The following is a 16665-nucleotide window of genomic DNA, read 5'->3' as shown; positions in this document are numbered from 1 at the left end:
TTATGCAGAAAACCAAATTTGATGTCCTTCGCCAACAGCTCGCTTTCTTGATTGAGCTGGACAGACTCAAATCCATTGTGCGCCAATCACCGCTGATCAACAAATCCCGGCGCGAAAACTCTGCTGAACATTCATGGCACTTGGCCTTATTTGCCCTAACGCTTCCCGAGCACGCTGAGGGCGTTGATCCCCTGCACGTCGTAAAACTGCTGTTACTGCATGATGTGGTTGAAATCGACGCAGGCGATGCCCCCATACACAATCAGCAGGTAGACCGTGCAGCGTTGGCCGAGCAAGAATTCGCCGCCGCCGAGCGGATCTTTGGTCTTTTGCCCGATGTTCAGGGGCAAGAGATGCTTGCTCTTTGGTTGGAGTTTGAAGAAGGCAAAACGCCCAATGCGTGTTTTGCCAAAGCGTTGGATCGCCTTCAGCCGTTGCTTCTGAATACGCCGACCGATGGCGGGACATGGGCCGAAAACGGCGTTTCTGAACAGCAGGTCATGGAGCGCTATGGCCCCGCCATTGAAGGTGGATCACCAATTCTCTGGGAACAGGCAAAGGAGCTGGTGCGCGCGCATTTTGAAGGCAAAAAAAGCGAATGACCTGCACGGTGAATTTTACTGCCTGATCACACCGGAATAATCAGGCGGTGAATTCCCCGCAGCCTGCGCTTTGGCGCTGATGGCGGCGCGGGCGCGCAATTCCGGTTCCGGCAGCTTCCAGACCGAGGCTCCATGCTCTGCAAGATAGCCGGGCAGGTAGCCCGACAGCAAAACGCGGTAATCCGTCGGAATGCCTGGCTCAATCTGGCGGGCAAGATCAAACACCACTGTGGTGCAATTGGTGGTGATTGTGTCGTAAAATTTGGGCTGTTTGGCGAGCTGATCTGCCGAGTTCACGTAATTCAAAAACAAGGCGCGCATCGCCTGTTTGGGAATATCCAGCGGATAAAGATAGGTGTCTTCTTTGCGCATATTGGTGCGAAGATAGAGAATATCCCGCTCATCCGCGGCGAGAAAAGCCAGCTCATAGGTTTTGAAAAAGCCTGCAATCGATGAATAGGATTCGGTCTTTTCGCGCCGCGTTTCCACCGAGAACACCACGCGCTGACCATCCTCAAACCCGAAGCTGATGAGCGTATGGGAAATGGCATCCATGCCCCAATAGGACAGGACCATATCGGCCTCATTCAGCTTGTTGAGATCATATTGCCGCGTCTCCCATTTTGCATCGGCAACCGTGTCGCTTGTCCAGTTGAAGTTTCGCACATTCTGGAGCGTGACAATGCTGTTCTCAACGCTCCCGGTGACAGTCCTCGACACATCCGTTGCCCAATCGCGATCAAGACTCGGTTTGATCGAGTGCCACCAGATACCGACGACGACCAGGCTCAGCACAAAAAGGCCGACCGATGCGAGCAGTGACTTTCGGCCCAACGAGATGATGGCGAGTACAAATACCAGCCAAAGCCCAGCTGCCGCTCCCCGAACATATTCTGGCCCGGGAATGCGATACCAGAGCGCCAGAGCAATCCAGCCTGTGGCAACGAGTGCTGCCAGAACCAGAAGAGAAAGCAGGATCACACTGATAAAACGAAGAAGAAGTTTCATGCCGCATTCCATTTTTCCACGGCGCTTATCCGCGTACCTGACTGATAATGGTCAAGAATATAGCGAGTAAGTGCGGTTTAACAATGATCAGCGGGAGGATGAATGGGCGGGATCCAAGTCGTAAAGAACGGTGTTTCTAGAGTCCGTCTGGTTCAGAATGCATCAACGGACCTTGCCAATTTCAGTTTCTCGTGCCCAGAGCTAAACGGCAGGCCAAACCAGTAAAGACCGTCGCAAGAAGATATTGAGGCAGTTTTGGAAAGCGACGCACTGATGAAAGATGGTTGCGTATCCGGCTGCCGAGGAGGATGACCACGCCATTCACGAACATTCCGATGACATTCAAGACTGTGGCAAGCAGCAGCATTTGAACGAGCAGAGAGCCTTGTTCCGGATTTACGAATTGCGGAAACAGGGCAAGAACGAAAAGCGCCATTTTGGGATTGAGAAGATTGGTCGCAAGACCTTCTGTAAAAATGCGTTTGCCAGACAGGCGCTTGAGTGACGATTGAGGAGAGAAGGCTGCTCCTTGTGACCGTATCGTCTTATAGGCAAGGTACAGCAAATAGATGCAGCCTGCCCAACGCACGATCTCATAGGCGGCGGGAACAGTGAGGAAAAGTTGCGATAGTCCAAGGGCAGCGGCCGTTGCGTGACAATAGCAGCCAAAAGCAATGCCCGCATATGTTAGAAATCCAGCCGACCGGCCTTGACTAACACTGCGCGAGGCAATGAGCAGCATATCCGGGCCGGGAGTTGCTGTGAGAACCAATGAGGCCGCGGCAAAAAGCATGAATGTAGAAAAATCCGGCATGACATTCCCTCGATATAATGGAGCCGGAATTCTTGATTATCATCCGCGACGTTGAATGCAATCCGTTTTTGAGGTTAAGGCCTCAATCATCTTATAGATCATGCTCCGCCGTGCGCCGAGCCGCTGATAACGTCGAAATGCTATTGAAAGCGTCACCCTCAAGATAAGCCCGAGGGTGACACGATCCAAAATAATCCTACTAAAATTCAGCGCTGTTCAGGTCTCTTTCACCCAAAAACCCGCTTGAAAATCGTGTCCACATGCTTGGTGTGATACCCAAGGTCAAACTTCTCACGAATCTGCTCTTCCGTGAGGGCTGCCCGCACCTCGGCATCACCCAGCAGTTCTTCCAAAAAGTCCTTGCCCTGTTCCCAGACCTTCATGGCATTGCGTTGCACGAGGCGGTAGCTGTCTTCGCGGGAGACGCCGGCTTGGGTGAGCGCCAGCAGCACGCGCTGGCTCATGACGAGGCCGCGGAATTTGTTCATGTTTTTCAACATGTTTTCCGGGTAGATGACCAGCTTTTCGACAACGCCTGCCAAGCGGTTCAGGGCGAAATCGAGCGTGATGGTGGTGTCGGGGCCAATGGCGCGTTCAACGCTGGAATGGCTGATGTCGCGTTCATGCCAAAGGGCTACGTTTTCCATGGCGGGGACGACCGACATGCGCACGAGGCGGGCGAGGCCGGTGAGGTTTTCGGTCAGCACCGGGTTGCGCTTGTGCGGCATGGCTGATGAGCCCTTCTGGCCCGGAGAGAAGAACTCTTCGGCTTCCAGCACCTCGGTGCGCTGCATGTGGCGGATTTCGATGGCGACGTTTTCAATCGATGAGGCAATCACGCCCAAAGTGGCGAAGAACATGGCGTGGCGGTCGCGGGGGATGACCTGTGTCGAGACCGGCTCTGGCACGAGGCCGAGCTTTTCGCAGACATGTTCCTCGACGCTGGGGTCGATATTGGCAAAGGTGCCAACCGCACCGGAAATAGCACCCGTGGCAATTTCAGCGCGGGCATTGACGAGACGGGCGCGGTTGCGCTCCATTTCGGCGTAGAACCGGGCAAAGGTCAGCCCCATGGTGGTGGGTTCGGCGTGAATGCCATGGCTGCGGCCAATGCGAACCGAATCCTTGTGCTCAAAGGCGCGGGTTTTCAGCGCGGCCAGCACGCGGTCCATGTCAGCCAGCAGCAGATCGGCAGCGCGGACCAGCTGAATGTTGAAGGTGGTGTCCAGCACATCCGAGGAGGTCATGCCCTGATGCACAAAGCGGCTATCGGGGCCGATAAACTCTGCCAGATGGGTGAGGAAGGCGATGACATCATGCTTGGTGACGGCTTCGATCTCGTCGATGCGGGCTACATTGAATTCGGCAGCGCCGCCCTTTTCCCAGATGGTTTTGGCGGCATCCTTCGGGATCACACCCAGCTCAGCCAGCGCGTCGCAGGCATGGGCCTCGATCTCGAACCAGATGCGGAATTTGGTTTCAGGCGACCAGATGGCGACCATTTCTGGCCGGGAATAACGCGGGATCATCGGCTTGATCTTTCTTGCATGAATAACCTATGCCGCCCCATAGCAAACATGGCAGCCGATCTCAACGGCAACGGCGCGAAAGGTGGTGTCAGGGCTTGATTGGCACGGCGAGCCAGCGCCCGTCGGAGCCTTCGGAGGAGGGGTTCATGACCAGGACAAGGGCGATCTGCACCACATTGCCACCGGGAACCTGATAGGTGACGACGCCGCCCAGCCTGTAGCCGGTCGGACAGCGGCGGCTAGCGGGCACATGGCCGTCTTCATAGACGACCTTATCCTGCTTGGCGCCGTTGATCTGCGTCATCTTCAGGCGAAAGCCCTTGATGGTCTGCACCTGGTCCTTGCAGGCGGCGGGGGCGCCTTCGTCCAGCTCTTCCAGCGTCAGTGTGTTCGGCTCACCCACCGTCGGCTGAGAGGCGTGAACACGGTAGCTGAGCACATGCGGATCGGTGCCAATCTCACTTAGGGGATTGAAGGCAACCACTTCACCGGGATGATCCAGCAGGCCTCGGTCCTGAACGGTTTTTGCTACCTGATCCATGCTCTGCTTGCGGATCGCGGCCATACTGGCCTTGTCGTCATCACCGCGCAGGCGCACCGGTGTATCCGGCAGGAACGTATTGTTGTTCAGGTCGATGGCAAAAATATTCGAATAGGGCGTGTTGACGCCGCTCTGCACGCCATATTCCTCGAAGGCGAAGACGGAACCGTCGGCGGAAAAACCGATGGGGCGAACAGCGGCTATATCGCCTGCTGCAGCGGGCAGGGCAGTGGCAAGGCTGCCCACGGCAACCATTGCTGCGGAAAGCCAGTGGAGTTTCAAGACCGGCCTCCTTCAGCGGCACGGCGCAATGCCGTCACCGTTTCGCGATAGGCATCGACACCCTGGCCCTTGTAGATGGCAGATCCTGCCACCAGCACATTGGCACCGGCCTTTGTGGCAATCGGCGCCGTTTCCACGGTAATGCCGCCATCCACTTCCAGCGCAATCGGCCTGTCGCCAATCAGCGCCCGCGCCTGGGCGATCTTGTCCGCCGCAGCCGGAATGAAGCTTTGCCCGCCAAAGCCGGGATTGACACTCATGATCAGGATCAGGTCAACATCATCGATGACGTTTTCCAGCATGGAGACCGGCGTGGCCGGATTGATTGACACGCCGGCTTTCTTGCCGAGGGCGCGAATGGTTTGCAGCGAACGATGCAGATGCGGCCCGGCTTCAGCGTGGACGGTGATGTAATCACATCCGGCATCGGCAAAGGCGGCCAGGAACGGATCGGCAGGGGCAATCATCAGATGGCAGTCGAACACGGCTTTGGTATGGGGCCGCAAAGCCTTGATAACCGCCGGGCCGAAAGAGATATTCGGCACGAAATGGCCATCCATCACATCGAGATGAATCCAGTCGGCGCCTGCCTCCACCACATCGGCCACTTCAGCGCCCAGCCGTGAAAAATTGGCGGCGAGGATCGAAGGGGCGATCAGTAGCGGAGGTGTCATTTATCTCATTCTTTCGAAATAGCGGATGTCGTGCCGCTCATAGCATTCCCGCATTAGCGCGACAACCTTTCCTGTGGCCCGGATTGCGAAAGTCGGTTGATTTTACAGCCGCTTTGCGGGCGATCATGATCCGGCCTTGGACAGGTGCGACAGCCGGGTTATGAATGCTTTGACATGACCTATGGGAGGAAATATGGGCAGGTTTGTGATCATCACCGGCGGCAGCACGGGCATAGGGCGCCAACTGGTCCAGGCTTTTGCCGGTCTGGGCGATACGGTGGCCTTCAGCTATCTCGGCGACGATGCACCGGCCAAAGGCCTGGTATCCCTGATGGAGCAACAGGGCCGCAACGTGCTGGCGCTTTCCGCCGATGTCGGAGACGGAGATGCTGTCGAGCAATTCTTCAATCAGGCCTGCGCCTGGGCCAATACAAGCCCGGCGGTCCTCGTCAACAATGCCGGTGTGCAGACCTGGTCCAGCCTGCTCGATCTCTCCGAAAAAGACTGGAACCGGGTGATCCGCACCAATCTGACCGGGACATTTCTCAACACCAAGGCGGCTGCAAGCCGGATGGTGGCAGCTGGTAACGGTGGTGCCATCGTCAATATCGGCTCGGGCTGCAACAAGCTCGCCTTCCCGAACCTGGTTGATTACACCGCTTCCAAGGGCGGGGTTGAGCAATTCACCAAGGTTGCGGCTGTGGAATTGGGGCCGCATGGTATCCGGGTGAATTGCGTTGCCCCCGGTGCCATTGCCACGGAACGAACCTATGAGGAAGCGCCTGATTATGGCGAAGTCTGGGGCAAGGTCACGCCGCTGCGTAGGGTGGGGACACCGCAGGATATTGCCGGCCCCGTGCTCTATCTCGCCAGTGACGCGGCTGGCTTCGTGACCGGTCAGACGCTCTGGGTCGATGGCGGCCTGTTTACACGGCCAGTCTGGCCTTACGAATAGCCGCTGGGCGTTATTCGCTGAGTGGACGCGGCGGCTGAAAACCACCGTCACGCCATTCCTGCAATTGAAACGGATTGTCGCTGAGTTCATGGCCGTCGGTAAAGGACAGCGAGCCGATGACGGTCTCAGCCTTGGTCTTGCTGATCGCCTCAGCCAATGACGGTTCGTTCAATGCCGCCGCCGCATGCAGAAACTGGACGCTGGCAAAAGCGGGCAGGGCATAGCCATCCGCTGCGCTGCCCTGTGTTCGTAGCGCATCAACCGCCTTCTGCGCACTCGGCATTCTGGCATAATCAGGCGTTATCACAGCCAATACGCCATCTTGCAGTGGAACGGGCCGGTCTACCGCCCTCATCGCCTCGCCACCCATCAGCGTCAGGGGAATATTTTCGGCCTTGGCATCGCGGGCGATGATCGAGACATCGCTGCGGTCACCGCCGATGAAGACATTGGTCGCGCCCGTCTTCTTCAAGCGCCGAACCAGGGCAATCTGTTGCTCCTGAGCCGGGCGGTAAGTATCGGTGAAAACTGGTTTCATGCCGCGCTGTTCCAGCCACACGCGGATGGCTTCCACCAGTTCACGGCTGCGGATCGTGCCGTCATCGAGAAGCGCGAAAGCCGTTCCCGCCCATTGGCTGACGATCACATCAACCAGCTTTTCGCTTTCCGCTTTGGTGCTGGGGGCCAGCCGAAAGAGCGGCCATTGGTTCTTCAAGGCATCTTCCATAATTGTGGGCCAGCGCACAGAGAGCGTTAATGCCGGAATACCAGCCGGGCCAAGCTTGGCCAGCAAACCATCAAGGCTTTCGCTGCACAGAAATCCGATCGCCGCATCGACCTTCGCTGTCACAAGCTTGTCGGCAATCGCCGCGCCAGTGCCTATAGCGCATGGCTCGTCAATCACCACCAGCGTATCACCGCTTTGTTTTGCCGCAGCGTCTGCCCCCGCCCGCATCTGCTGACCAAGAACGGCATAAGGCCCGCCCTGCGGCGCAACCAACCCGATGGTAAGGGCAAATGCACCCGGCGCTGCTAACGCATAGCCTATGCCGAACAGCAGTGAAAAAACGCGTAATATCATTTCAATCCGGATCATCATGAATTTTCAGTTACCTTAGCGGCACAGCAACAGCAAGGGAATGAAAATGTCCAGGTCGTAGCCGTAAGATGCTGATGGAGCATGATGGTCTCGTAAAACCGCTTCACACTTTTACGCATCATGAGTTCTTGCTGGAGCATGATGGTTTCGTAAAACCGCTTCACACTTTTACGCATCATGCTCTATAGCCATTCTTGACAGACAAATTGGCAAGGAGTGCAGGCGTGGCTATCGATCCTTTGGACTATCGTGAAGCGATGAGCCGCTACGCAGGTCATGTGCAGATCGTCACCACGGAATTTCAAGGCGTCGCCAGGGGCACGACCATCACTGCCGCCTGCTCGGTTTCCGATCAGCCACCGATGGTGCTGGCCTGCATCAACAATCAGAACGAAGGCAACAAACCCTTCTTCGAAAGCGATTGTTTTGCCCTCAACACGCTTGCCGCTCATCATCAGGATCTGGCCGGAGCATTTGCTGGCTTTGGTAAGCTGTCGAGCGAAGAACGATTTGCGCTTGGCACCTGGGAACAGATGATTACCGGCGCGCCACTGCTGACCGGCGCCATCGCCGCCTATGATTGCCGGGTCGTAGACCGGAAAATCACCGCCACGCACACTGTCCTGTTCGGCGAAGTGGTGGGGCTGAAGCTTGGTGAAAGGGCTGCAACGCTTCTTTATCTGCAAAGAGGTTTCCATACCGTCGAATAGGCCAGATCATGGATCCAAATCATGGACAATGCCGATATTGAAGAGATGTTTCAATCGCTGGGTCCGGTTAGTATCCGACGCATGTTCGGTGGCAAGGGTATCTATCACCACGGCATAATCTTCGCGCTTTATCTCTTCGACGAGATGATGCTGAAAGCCGACGCGCAGACGGCACCAGAGTTTGCCGCCGCTGGCGCCCGGCAATGGGTCTATCAGCGTCCGGGCAAGAACCCTGTCGCCATGCCCTATTGGTCTGTGCCGGAAGACGCGTTCGACGATCCCGACGAAATGGCGCGCTGGGCAAACTTGGCCTATGAGGCGGGTATCAGGGCACAAAAGCCTTCAGCCTCAACGCGCCGCAGGTGAACCTCGGCGCGGCAACAGTCGCTTAAAACGGCCTGGACGCCGTAGCCAGGAGATTGGCGCTCGCGCCATCGCGTCGCCACAAAAAAAGCACCCAAAAAAGGGCTATTCGCGAAGGCTAGGCGACTTGACGGATATCTAAATCAATAGTAGCAATTTTATTATATTCAACCAAAAGAAGCATTTAACTGTGTGAGGATTTACTCGATCGCTCTTTGAAATCCAGGGGGTTTTGAAGGCAAGAATCATTCATATAATTTCACTCACCAATGTTTTTGTCAGGGAAAATCGAGCTCGATTTTCCCCAAATTCAACAGACAACCTTAAGACCAAAGCATCATGATGATGCTGATTTCCGACGATGTGCCAAAGGGTCCGCATTCAATGGCCAGGCCATTTTCTGCGAATTCATAAGGGCAAGCCATTCGGCTGAAGCCCTTTTCCTCACCAACCGCAAGACGTCACTTCCCTCTCCAATGGAGAGATATCGGGAGGGGCGAAGCTTTGGCCTATGGGAGGAAAATCCATAATTTCTGATCGTTTTTTCTTTAAATATCCGGGGGATAACATGGTTTACATTCGTAAAAGTGTGTGGGCAAATGGCGGCGATTTCAGCGATCCAATTCTCTATTGGTATGCCAAGGGTGTCGGCAAGCTGCGCCAAAAGGCATTGGCCGATAACACCAGCTGGAATTTCATGGCTGCGATCCACGGGATTGATATCGATAAGCCGGATCAACTTAGTCTCTGGACAAAATATGGGTATTACACGGCTGGAGAGCCCCTGCCATCCCAAGCGGACCAGAAGCTTTATTGGAAGCAGTGCCAGCATGGCAGCTGGTATTTTCTACCCTGGCATCGCGGTTATATTTGGTCGATAGAAGCGCTTGTGCGGGCGCAGATCGTGGCTATGGGAGGGCCAGCAGACTGGGCCATGCCCTATTGGAACTACAGCGATACAACCAATCCTAAAGCTCGGATCATGCCACCTGCCTTCGCACAGGAAGAGTTTGAGGGCGTTCCTAATCCGCTCTACATCAAGCAGCGTTACGGATCAGGAACGGCACCGATCGTCATCACTCCTGAGGATGTGAATCTGGACGCGCTGAACTGGCCTTTATTTAAGGGCGTTTCCTCTGGTGGCAGCCCCGGATTTGGTGGGGTCAAGACGGGCTTCTCCCATGAGGGTTCTACATACGGCCTGTTGGAAAGCTTGCCACACAACGCGGTTCATATTGATGTCGGTGGCCACTACAAAAACAATGTGGCGCTACCGGGTCTTATGAGCAAGCCCGACACGGCGGGACTCGATCCGATTTTCTGGCTGCATCATGCCAATATAGACCGGCTTTGGGCACAGTGGAATGCCGCGTCTCCGTTGCACAAGAACCCGATCGATCCTGCCTGGTTAAATGGGCCTCAGGACCGGCAATTCGTGGTGCCGAACCCGGATGGAACGCCGTACTACTATAAGCCCTCAGATATGCTGGAGACCACCAGCCCGAAACTGGATTATACCTATGACCAGTTCATTGTCGCTCAAGCGCCGGCTCTGACGGCGACTGCTACAGTAGGAGTAAAAGCGGTGACGGAACCCAAGGCTGCCGAACTGGCCGGGGCGAATGCAAATGTTCTTGCGCTATCTGGAGAAAGAACGTCATCAGTAGTCCGTTTGGACGATGCATCATTGGCGCTTTTCGCTGCACCGAAGACGCTGGCTTTGGGACTCCGGGGAGGCGATGCCCCGCGTTACAATTATTTCCTCAACCTGGAAAACATTCGTGCGCAGCAGGATGGCTTCGTGATCGATGTCTATCTCAATCTGCCTGATGATGCCGATCATCAACCCCGTCTGGACCTTCACGCTGGCTCTATCAGCTTGTTCGGCGTTAGCAATGCATCAAAAGCCAACAGCTCCCATGGCGGAAAGGGCGTGACGCAAGTTCTTGACATTACCACCCTCCTGTCCGGCTTGATCCATAGTGGCGATATCGCCAAGAGTGGCTTGAACGTGCATCTCGTACCCCGGATAGCGCTGGGAGACGATGCAAAGGTGACTGTTGAACGCATCAGCCTTTATCGTCAACCCGGCTAAGCGGACATGGCTCTTATCGTGTCTCGGATCAAGGCTGTGGTCTCCTTGTTGAAGGAGCCGCCATGGCCCACCTTGCTTACCTTCAGCCTTATCGGCTGGCTAGCCATGGCTTTCACAAGCCATGGCAATGATGCTCTGGATCTTTGCATTTCGGCCTCTGGCGCTCTTCTGGACCGGGGCTGGCGTGCCTTCCAGGTGCAAATATGGATGATGTCCGTGACCGGCGTTGCTTTGTCTTTGATAATTATGCTGACGGCAATGATGTCATTGATTTTGCGGGACCCGATCAAACATATCTGGAACCGTAGCCTCAAGAGGCGGCGAGTACGCTCACTGGGCATGTTCTTTGTCAGTTATTGCGGTCTCTGGGCTGTTTGCGCACCACTGCTTGTGGTCCTCGGCATGCTGCTGCGGGTGACTGCCAGCCTTGTTGATCTACCAGTCCTGCTGCTGGCGTTAGGCCTCGTCGGCTTCTGGCAAATCACACCCTGGAAACAACGTATCTTGAACCAGTGTCACTGGACGCCGCGATTGAGCGCTTTTGGCCGGGCCGCAGACCGCGATTGTCTGCGCTACGGCCTGCGCGAGGGCGGACTTTGTGTTGGTACCTGCTGGGCGCTGATGGTGTTACCATTCGCCGAGTATGACTACCATCTTCTGTTCATGGCTGCCACATCGGTAATCATGGTCTCGGAGAGGCTGCGTCCCGGACGTCCAGCTCGCTGGACTATAGCAGGACCAGCGGGCCTTGTGTATCAAGGAGCGCTTAAGCGGTTACGCCGCACAACCAAGAGTATTCCAGGATGCTTTGATGGTTGCGATCCGTCACAGCACGCGGAAAAATCAGCGTAAAAACGGCAGTATAGCCTTGGTGAAGGCCGATAAAGGCTGCGGCAGATCATCTAACGCAAACCAGCCGAAGTCCGAAAGCTTATCAGGCTCTGTCAGCGTCGCTTCGCCGGAGATGTCGCTGGTCTTATAGAGAAGAGAGACCCAATGCTGGCGGTCGGCTGCGATGATCTGTTCGCTGACGCTGACAAATTCCACGGAGCCGATGGTCAGGCCGGTTTCTTCTTCGGCCTCACGCCGCGCTGCCTGTTCCGCAGGTTCAAGCACATCGACCTTGCCGCCGACAATACTCCAAAAACCGGCTTCGGGTGGGCGCATTCGCTTATAGAGCAAGAGCTTGCCATCCCTGACAATGGCAAGGCCAACGCCGACGCCCGGAAAATCTAATCCGGGAACCATATCAGGCTTTGGCGCTGGCAACGATCAGCATGAAAGCAGGAATATCATCGCCGAAGCCAACAGGAGTCGGGCCGTCATCATGGTCGCGGTAATGCTGGCGGCGGCGTTCGCGCTGGTCGTCATTGGCCGGGTTGGGCGCCTGATTATTGCGATAATCGCGATTGCCCTGGCTTGGCCGTCTGTCTGTCTTGCGCTCTTGCTTCACGCTATCCACCTTGGTTGCGACGACTTCTACAGCCGCTTCGGTGCTAATCTGCTCTTCTGTCGTGTCAGGCTTGTGACTGCTGCGATGTTCACGGTCACCGTCACGCGCACCGTCTCTGGAGCGCTCCCGGCCACGGCCCCGGTCACTACCGTTTCTGTCACTACCGCTCTTGTCACGAGCATTCTTGCCGCCACGGCCACGGCGCTCATCACGATCACCTTCAGCCATAGGCGGCAGAGAGGCGACGTCGCCGTCCAGCCATTCTGGCTTTTCGCCGATCAGTTTTTCAATCGCGTCGAGATATTTCGCGTCGGACTTGGTCACCAGCGTGAACGCACGGCCGGAGCGACCGGCACGGCCGGTACGGCCGATGCGGTGAACATAGTCTTCCGCATGGATCGGCACGTCGAAATTAAACACATGGCTGACATCAGGAATATCAAGGCCACGGGCCGCAACGTCGGAGGCGACCAGAAGGGTAATCTGATTGTCCTTGAAACCGGCGAGCATATTTGTGCGCGAACGCTGGTCCATGTCGCCATGCAGGGCGCCGACCGAGAAACCATGACGCTCCAGCGAGCGGAACAGATCGGCCACATCCTTCTTCCTGTTACAGAAGATGATGGCGTTCTTCAGATCGTCCTGGGCGCGGATAATGTCGCGCAGGGTGGAGCGCTTTTCATAATCCTTGTTCTGGCAGGCAACCAGCCGCTGCGTCACGGTCTTGGCGGTCGAAGATGGTGGAGCCACCTCGATCCGTTCCGGATTTTGCAGGAACTTGTCGGCCAGCTTCTGGATTTCCGGCGGCATGGTAGCCGAGAAGAACAGCGTCTGACGGGTAAAGGGAATGAGCTTGGCGATACGCTCGATATCGGGAATGAAGCCCATGTCCAGCATGCGGTCGGCTTCGTCGATGACGAGAATTTCCACGCCGGTCATCAGCAGCTTGCCGCGCTCGCAATGGTCCAGCAGGCGGCCAGGCGTGCAGATCAGCACATCGGCGCCACGTTCCAGCTTGCGGTCCTGTTCATCGAACGAAACGCCGCCGATCAGCAGGGCAATGTTGAGCTTGTGATTCTTGCCGTATTTTTCGAAATTCTCGGCCACCTGGGCTGCAAGTTCGCGCGTCGGCTCCATAATCAGCGTGCGCGGCATGCGTGCGCGTGCGCGGCCTTTTTCGAGCAATGTCAGCATCGGCAGTACGAAGGACGCCGTCTTGCCTGTGCCCGTCTGGGCAATGCCGCAAATGTCGCGGCGCATCAGGGCCGGCGGAATGGCGCCAGCCTGGATTGGTGTCGGCACGGTGTAGCCGGCATCAGTTACAGCGGAAAGAACTTTTTGGCTCAGGCCAAGGTCAGCGAATGTGGTCAAAGGGAAATGTTTTCCGTTCCGTTCTTGCGAACTAAAGATGAATCGCCCGCGAACAGGCGTTAACGCCAGCGCGGGATAGGCCGAAAACGCCTCAAAGTCAAGGAATACGCCCTTCGCTGCGCCATAAAGCTTAACGAAACTTCAATTTCCGCGGCCCGATGCGAGAATAGCCAGCCCGGCAGCACCCAAAAAACCTCCGGTCGTGCGGTTGATCAGCGCCACGCTACGGGGTGTTTTCAGGAGGCGTCTGGCCCGTTCCGCCAGAAAGATATGGCCACCGATCACCACGGTCTCGACCGCAAGAATGATCGCGATAATATCGATCAGCGCCGACGCATTGAAGGATGCGGGTACGAAATTCGGCAGCAGCGCCAGATAGAAAAGCGGCATTTTCGGATTGCCGAGATTGAGCGCAAAACCTGTCAGGTACACGGGAAACAGTGATCCACGGCGCTCCATAGGCACCATCTGCGGCAGGACCGGCTTTGCCATCCAGAGGCGTACACCCATCCAGATGAGATAAACCGCACCGCCATAGCGCAAAATCTCCATCAGCCAGCCCATATCCTGCGCCAGCACCGACAGGCCGAAAAACGCAAGCGTCAAATAAATCAGGATGCCGGTCACCGTACCCAGGCCATAAGCAAGACCCGACGCTGGCCCATGGGAAAGGGTGCGGGCCATAATCGTCACATTATCAGGACCGGGACTGGCAGCAAACACCAGAAAGGCCAGCGCAAAGGTGAGCATTGAATGCAGGTCCATGACAATCCCCTTTTCCTTCCCAGAGCTTCTGGCCCAGAGCTTCTGGAAGCAAATTTTGACGCATAGACTATGCCACAAAAAACGCCGGTTGAAACAACCGGCGTTTTTATTTGGAAAGGAAAGATGTGCTGATCAGCGCAGCCGCTTGGCAGCCGGTTCCGGCACCAATTCGCCTTCAAGGCGGCGGTCGAGATAATTCTCGCATTCGCCCATCAGCGTTTCGACCTGACCATTGAAGAAATGGTTGGCGCCGGGCAAGGTCTTCTGGGTGATCAGAATACCCTTCTGGGTCTTCAGCTTGTCTACCAGTCCTTGAACGTCCTTTTCCGGCGCAACCTTGTCGGCGTCGCCATGGATGATCAGGCCCGACGAAGGGCAGGGGGCGAGGAAGGAGAAATCATAGGTATTCGGCTGCGGCGCAACCGAGATAAAGCCTTCAATTTCCGGGCGGCGCATCAACAGCTGCATGCCGATCCACGAGCCGAAGGAATAGCCGGCAACCCAACAGCTCTTCGAATCGGGATGCAGGCTCTGCACCCAATCCAGCGCCGAGGCCGCGTCGGACAACTCGCCGGCGCCGTGGTCGAATTCACCCTGGCTGCGGCCAATGCTGCGGAAGTTGAAGCGCAGGGTGGTAAAACCACGCTTCTGGAACATGTAGAACAACTGATAAACGATCTGATTGTTCATCGTGCCGCCAAATTGCGGATGCGGATGCAGGATGATCGCAATCGGGGCGCTCTTTTCCTTGGAGGGCTGGTAGCGGCCCTCTAGACGTCCTGCGGGTCCGTTGAAAATGACTTCGGGCATGGATACTCCGGTCTTGGCGTGTTTTTTTGCCTTCGCACCCTTGGCAGGTCGGAAGATGACTTGACGGGGGCACTCAGCTTTTCTAAAACCCAGTTTAGAACCATTCGAAATTATGGGTCGCTGTGTTATTGAATGTGTCATAGGACAGTCGGGGTGAAAATTTCAAGAAAAATGCATCTTCTAAGGCTGATGCATGATTTTCTCCGAAAACAGGGCATGATTTAAGACAATACGCAGGTTTTGCGCCCTCCGGGTCAAGATCGCGGCACAACAAAGTGGACCATATCAGAGAAAACATGGCTGAACGCATTTACATGGACTGGAATGCCACCGCGCCGCTTCTGAATGAAGCGCGTGATGCCATGCTGGCTGCTTTGGCCATGCCGGGCAATCCATCCTCTGTTCACGCCGAAGGCCGTGCTGCCCGCACCCTGGTGGAAAAGGCGCGCCGCCAGGTGGCGGAACTTGTCGGAGCCGCGCCTGCCAATGTCATCTTCACATCGACGGCAACGGAAGCGGCAAATTTTGTTCTGTCGCCACGCTATAGAATGGGCCGTTCACTGCTGGCTGTCGGACGAGCCTATGTCTCGGCCATCGAACATCCTGCCGTACGGCAAGGCGGACGGTTTTCGCCTGACTGTGTGACCGAAATCCCGGTGACCCGGCAGGGCGTGATCAATCTCGATGCCCTGGAACGGGCGCTGGCCGACCATCCTGCCGATCAGGGCATGCCGCTGGTCGCCGTCATGCTGGCCAATAATGAAACCGGCGTTATCCAGCCGATCGACGCGGTGGGGCAACTGGTTCACGCCAGGGGCGGATTGCTGCTGGTGGACGCGGTCCAGGCTGTCGGGCGTATCCCGGTGGATATTACGGCTCTGGATGCGGATTTCTTGATTCTCTCTGCCCACAAGCTTGGCGGCCCCAAAGGCGCCGGTGCGGTGGTTGCTCGCGGCGAGGCGCTGATGCCGGAGCCGCTGGTGCGCGGCGGCGGGCAGGAAAAGGGCCATCGCGGCGGCACAGAAAACCCTGCCGCAATTGCGGGCTTCGGTGCTGCGGCGGACCATGCTACAAAAGACTTGATAAATCGCAATTTACAGATTGCGGCCTTGCGAGATGCTTTGGAAACAGGCATGCGCAGCATGGCTCCCGATCTGGTGATCCACGGCGCGGGTCAGACACGTATCGGCAATACGAGTTTCTTCACGCTGCCGGGTCTGAAAGCTGAAACCGGGCAGATCGCCTTTGATCTGGAAGGCGTGGCGCTGTCTGCCGGAGCGGCCTGTTCGTCTGGCAAGGTTGGACAGAGCCATGTTTTGACGGCGATGGGGCTGGATGCTGGCATTGGCGGCTTGCGGCTGTCGATCGGTCCCGCCACCACGGCGGAGGATATCGAGAGGGTCGTCTCGGTTTTCGCCAGGATTGCCGGGCGGCGCCAGCTTGCCGGTCACGCGGCTTAAGGCGCGAAAAGAGTGCCTGAAAAGGCGGAATAAACCCAGGTTTGGGGATGAAAACTCATCTCCATTCCCTATATGAGAGCGGATCCCCCGCTGAAACGTTGACAAGCTGCCGGACCTTGGACCCGGCGAGATTG

17 protein-coding genes are annotated in these 16665 nt (G+C 56.5%); 7 read left to right on the top strand and 10 right to left on the bottom strand.

What is annotated here, in order from left to right; translation table 11 throughout:
- Window positions 1–2 precede the first annotated feature (2 nt).
- Window positions 3–602 carry an HD domain-containing protein gene (locus tag IEI95_RS17340; RefSeq protein WP_156536493.1) on the top strand — a complete coding sequence of 200 codons (600 nt, stop codon included), beginning with the start codon at window positions 3–5 and terminating at the stop codon, window positions 600–602.
- 15 nt (window positions 603–617) lie between these two features.
- On the opposite strand, the gene IEI95_RS17335 is transcribed toward IEI95_RS17340, so the two are convergent.
- From IEI95_RS17335 to rpe, 5 genes are all read right to left on the bottom strand, one after another.
- On the bottom strand, window positions 618–1610 hold the full coding sequence (locus IEI95_RS17335) for an Lnb N-terminal periplasmic domain-containing protein (RefSeq protein WP_234891184.1): 993 nt from the start codon (window positions 1608–1610) through the stop codon (window positions 618–620).
- Window positions 1611–1791: 181 nt separating this feature from the next.
- Window positions 1792–2424: a LysE family translocator gene (locus IEI95_RS17330; RefSeq protein WP_156536491.1), complete on the bottom strand. Its 633-nt coding sequence runs from the start codon at window positions 2422–2424 to the stop codon at window positions 1792–1794.
- A gap of 227 nt (window positions 2425–2651) precedes the next feature.
- Window positions 2652–3953, bottom strand: coding sequence for an adenylosuccinate lyase (gene purB / locus IEI95_RS17325; RefSeq protein ID WP_156536490.1), 1302 nt, complete (start codon window positions 3951–3953; stop codon window positions 2652–2654).
- Between the two features lie 88 nt (window positions 3954–4041).
- Entirely contained in the window at window positions 4042–4776 is a 735-nt protein-coding gene (locus IEI95_RS17320; protein WP_156536489.1) for a DUF2259 domain-containing protein, read from the bottom strand.
- Window positions 4773–5450, bottom strand: coding sequence for a ribulose-phosphate 3-epimerase (gene rpe / locus IEI95_RS17315; protein WP_087728297.1), 678 nt, complete (start codon window positions 5448–5450; stop codon window positions 4773–4775). Before rpe ends, IEI95_RS17320 begins: the two co-directional genes overlap by 4 nt.
- Window positions 5451–5643: 193 nt before the next feature.
- On the opposite strand from rpe, the gene IEI95_RS17310 reads away from it, so the two are divergent.
- Window positions 5644–6405 (top strand): SDR family NAD(P)-dependent oxidoreductase, encoded by a 762-nt coding sequence (locus IEI95_RS17310; protein WP_156536488.1) that lies wholly within the window; start codon window positions 5644–5646, stop codon window positions 6403–6405.
- Window positions 6406–6415: 10 nt separating this feature from the next.
- Here IEI95_RS17310 and IEI95_RS17305 read toward each other — a convergent pair whose 3' ends face one another.
- Window positions 6416–7486 (bottom strand): branched-chain amino acid ABC transporter substrate-binding protein, encoded by a 1071-nt coding sequence (locus IEI95_RS17305; protein ID WP_234891183.1) that lies wholly within the window; start codon window positions 7484–7486, stop codon window positions 6416–6418.
- Window positions 7487–7761: 275 nt separating this feature from the next.
- On the opposite strand from IEI95_RS17305, the gene IEI95_RS17300 reads away from it, so the two are divergent.
- The 4 genes from IEI95_RS17300 (at window position 7762) to IEI95_RS17285 (ending at window position 11524) form a co-directional block, all read left to right on the top strand.
- Entirely contained in the window at window positions 7762–8214 is a 453-nt protein-coding gene (locus IEI95_RS17300; RefSeq protein WP_071205318.1) for a flavin reductase family protein, read from the top strand.
- 21 nt (window positions 8215–8235) lie between these two features.
- Window positions 8236–8580 (top strand): TfoX/Sxy family protein, encoded by a 345-nt coding sequence (locus tag IEI95_RS17295; protein WP_156536487.1) that lies wholly within the window; start codon window positions 8236–8238, stop codon window positions 8578–8580.
- A gap of 565 nt (window positions 8581–9145) precedes the next feature.
- Window positions 9146–10672, top strand: a complete 1527-nt coding sequence (locus IEI95_RS17290; protein WP_194416825.1) for a tyrosinase family protein — start codon at window positions 9146–9148, stop codon at window positions 10670–10672.
- A gap of 6 nt (window positions 10673–10678) precedes the next feature.
- The gene (locus IEI95_RS17285; RefSeq protein WP_156536485.1) at window positions 10679–11524 is read left to right on the top strand and encodes a copper chaperone; all 846 of its coding nucleotides are present in this window, start codon (window positions 10679–10681) and stop codon (window positions 11522–11524) included.
- Here IEI95_RS17285 and IEI95_RS17280 read toward each other — a convergent pair.
- The 4 genes from IEI95_RS17280 to IEI95_RS17265 all read right to left on the bottom strand — a co-directional run bounded on the left by IEI95_RS17280 (window position 11516) and on the right by IEI95_RS17265 (window position 15071).
- Window positions 11516–11920 (bottom strand): NUDIX domain-containing protein, encoded by a 405-nt coding sequence (locus tag IEI95_RS17280; RefSeq protein WP_156536484.1) that lies wholly within the window; start codon window positions 11918–11920, stop codon window positions 11516–11518. The two genes, IEI95_RS17285 and IEI95_RS17280, sit on opposite strands and share 9 nt — an antisense overlap.
- Window position 11921: 1 nt before the next feature.
- Entirely contained in the window at window positions 11922–13496 is a 1575-nt protein-coding gene (locus IEI95_RS17275; protein ID WP_041696649.1) for a DEAD/DEAH box helicase, read from the bottom strand.
- 141 nt (window positions 13497–13637) lie between these two features.
- Window positions 13638–14261 (bottom strand): LysE family translocator, encoded by a 624-nt coding sequence (locus IEI95_RS17270; protein ID WP_156536483.1) that lies wholly within the window; start codon window positions 14259–14261, stop codon window positions 13638–13640.
- A 132-nt stretch (window positions 14262–14393) separates the two neighbouring features.
- Complete coding sequence (locus IEI95_RS17265) at window positions 14394–15071, bottom strand: alpha/beta hydrolase (RefSeq protein ID WP_156536482.1); 678 nt, start codon at window positions 15069–15071, stop codon at window positions 14394–14396.
- A gap of 296 nt (window positions 15072–15367) precedes the next feature.
- Here IEI95_RS17265 and IEI95_RS17260 point away from each other — a divergent pair, with 296 nt between their 5' ends.
- On the top strand, window positions 15368–16531 hold the full coding sequence (locus tag IEI95_RS17260; protein ID WP_194416824.1) for a cysteine desulfurase family protein: 1164 nt from the start codon (window positions 15368–15370) through the stop codon (window positions 16529–16531).
- Window positions 16532–16665: the final 134 nt, after the last annotated feature.

This window comes from Agrobacterium vitis, from assembly GCF_014926405.1.
GTDB classification, from domain to species: domain Bacteria; phylum Pseudomonadota; class Alphaproteobacteria; order Rhizobiales; family Rhizobiaceae; genus Allorhizobium; species Allorhizobium vitis_H.
The sequence above is the reverse complement of the archived record's forward strand: the minus strand, read 5'-3'. Positions and strand labels throughout refer to the sequence as shown.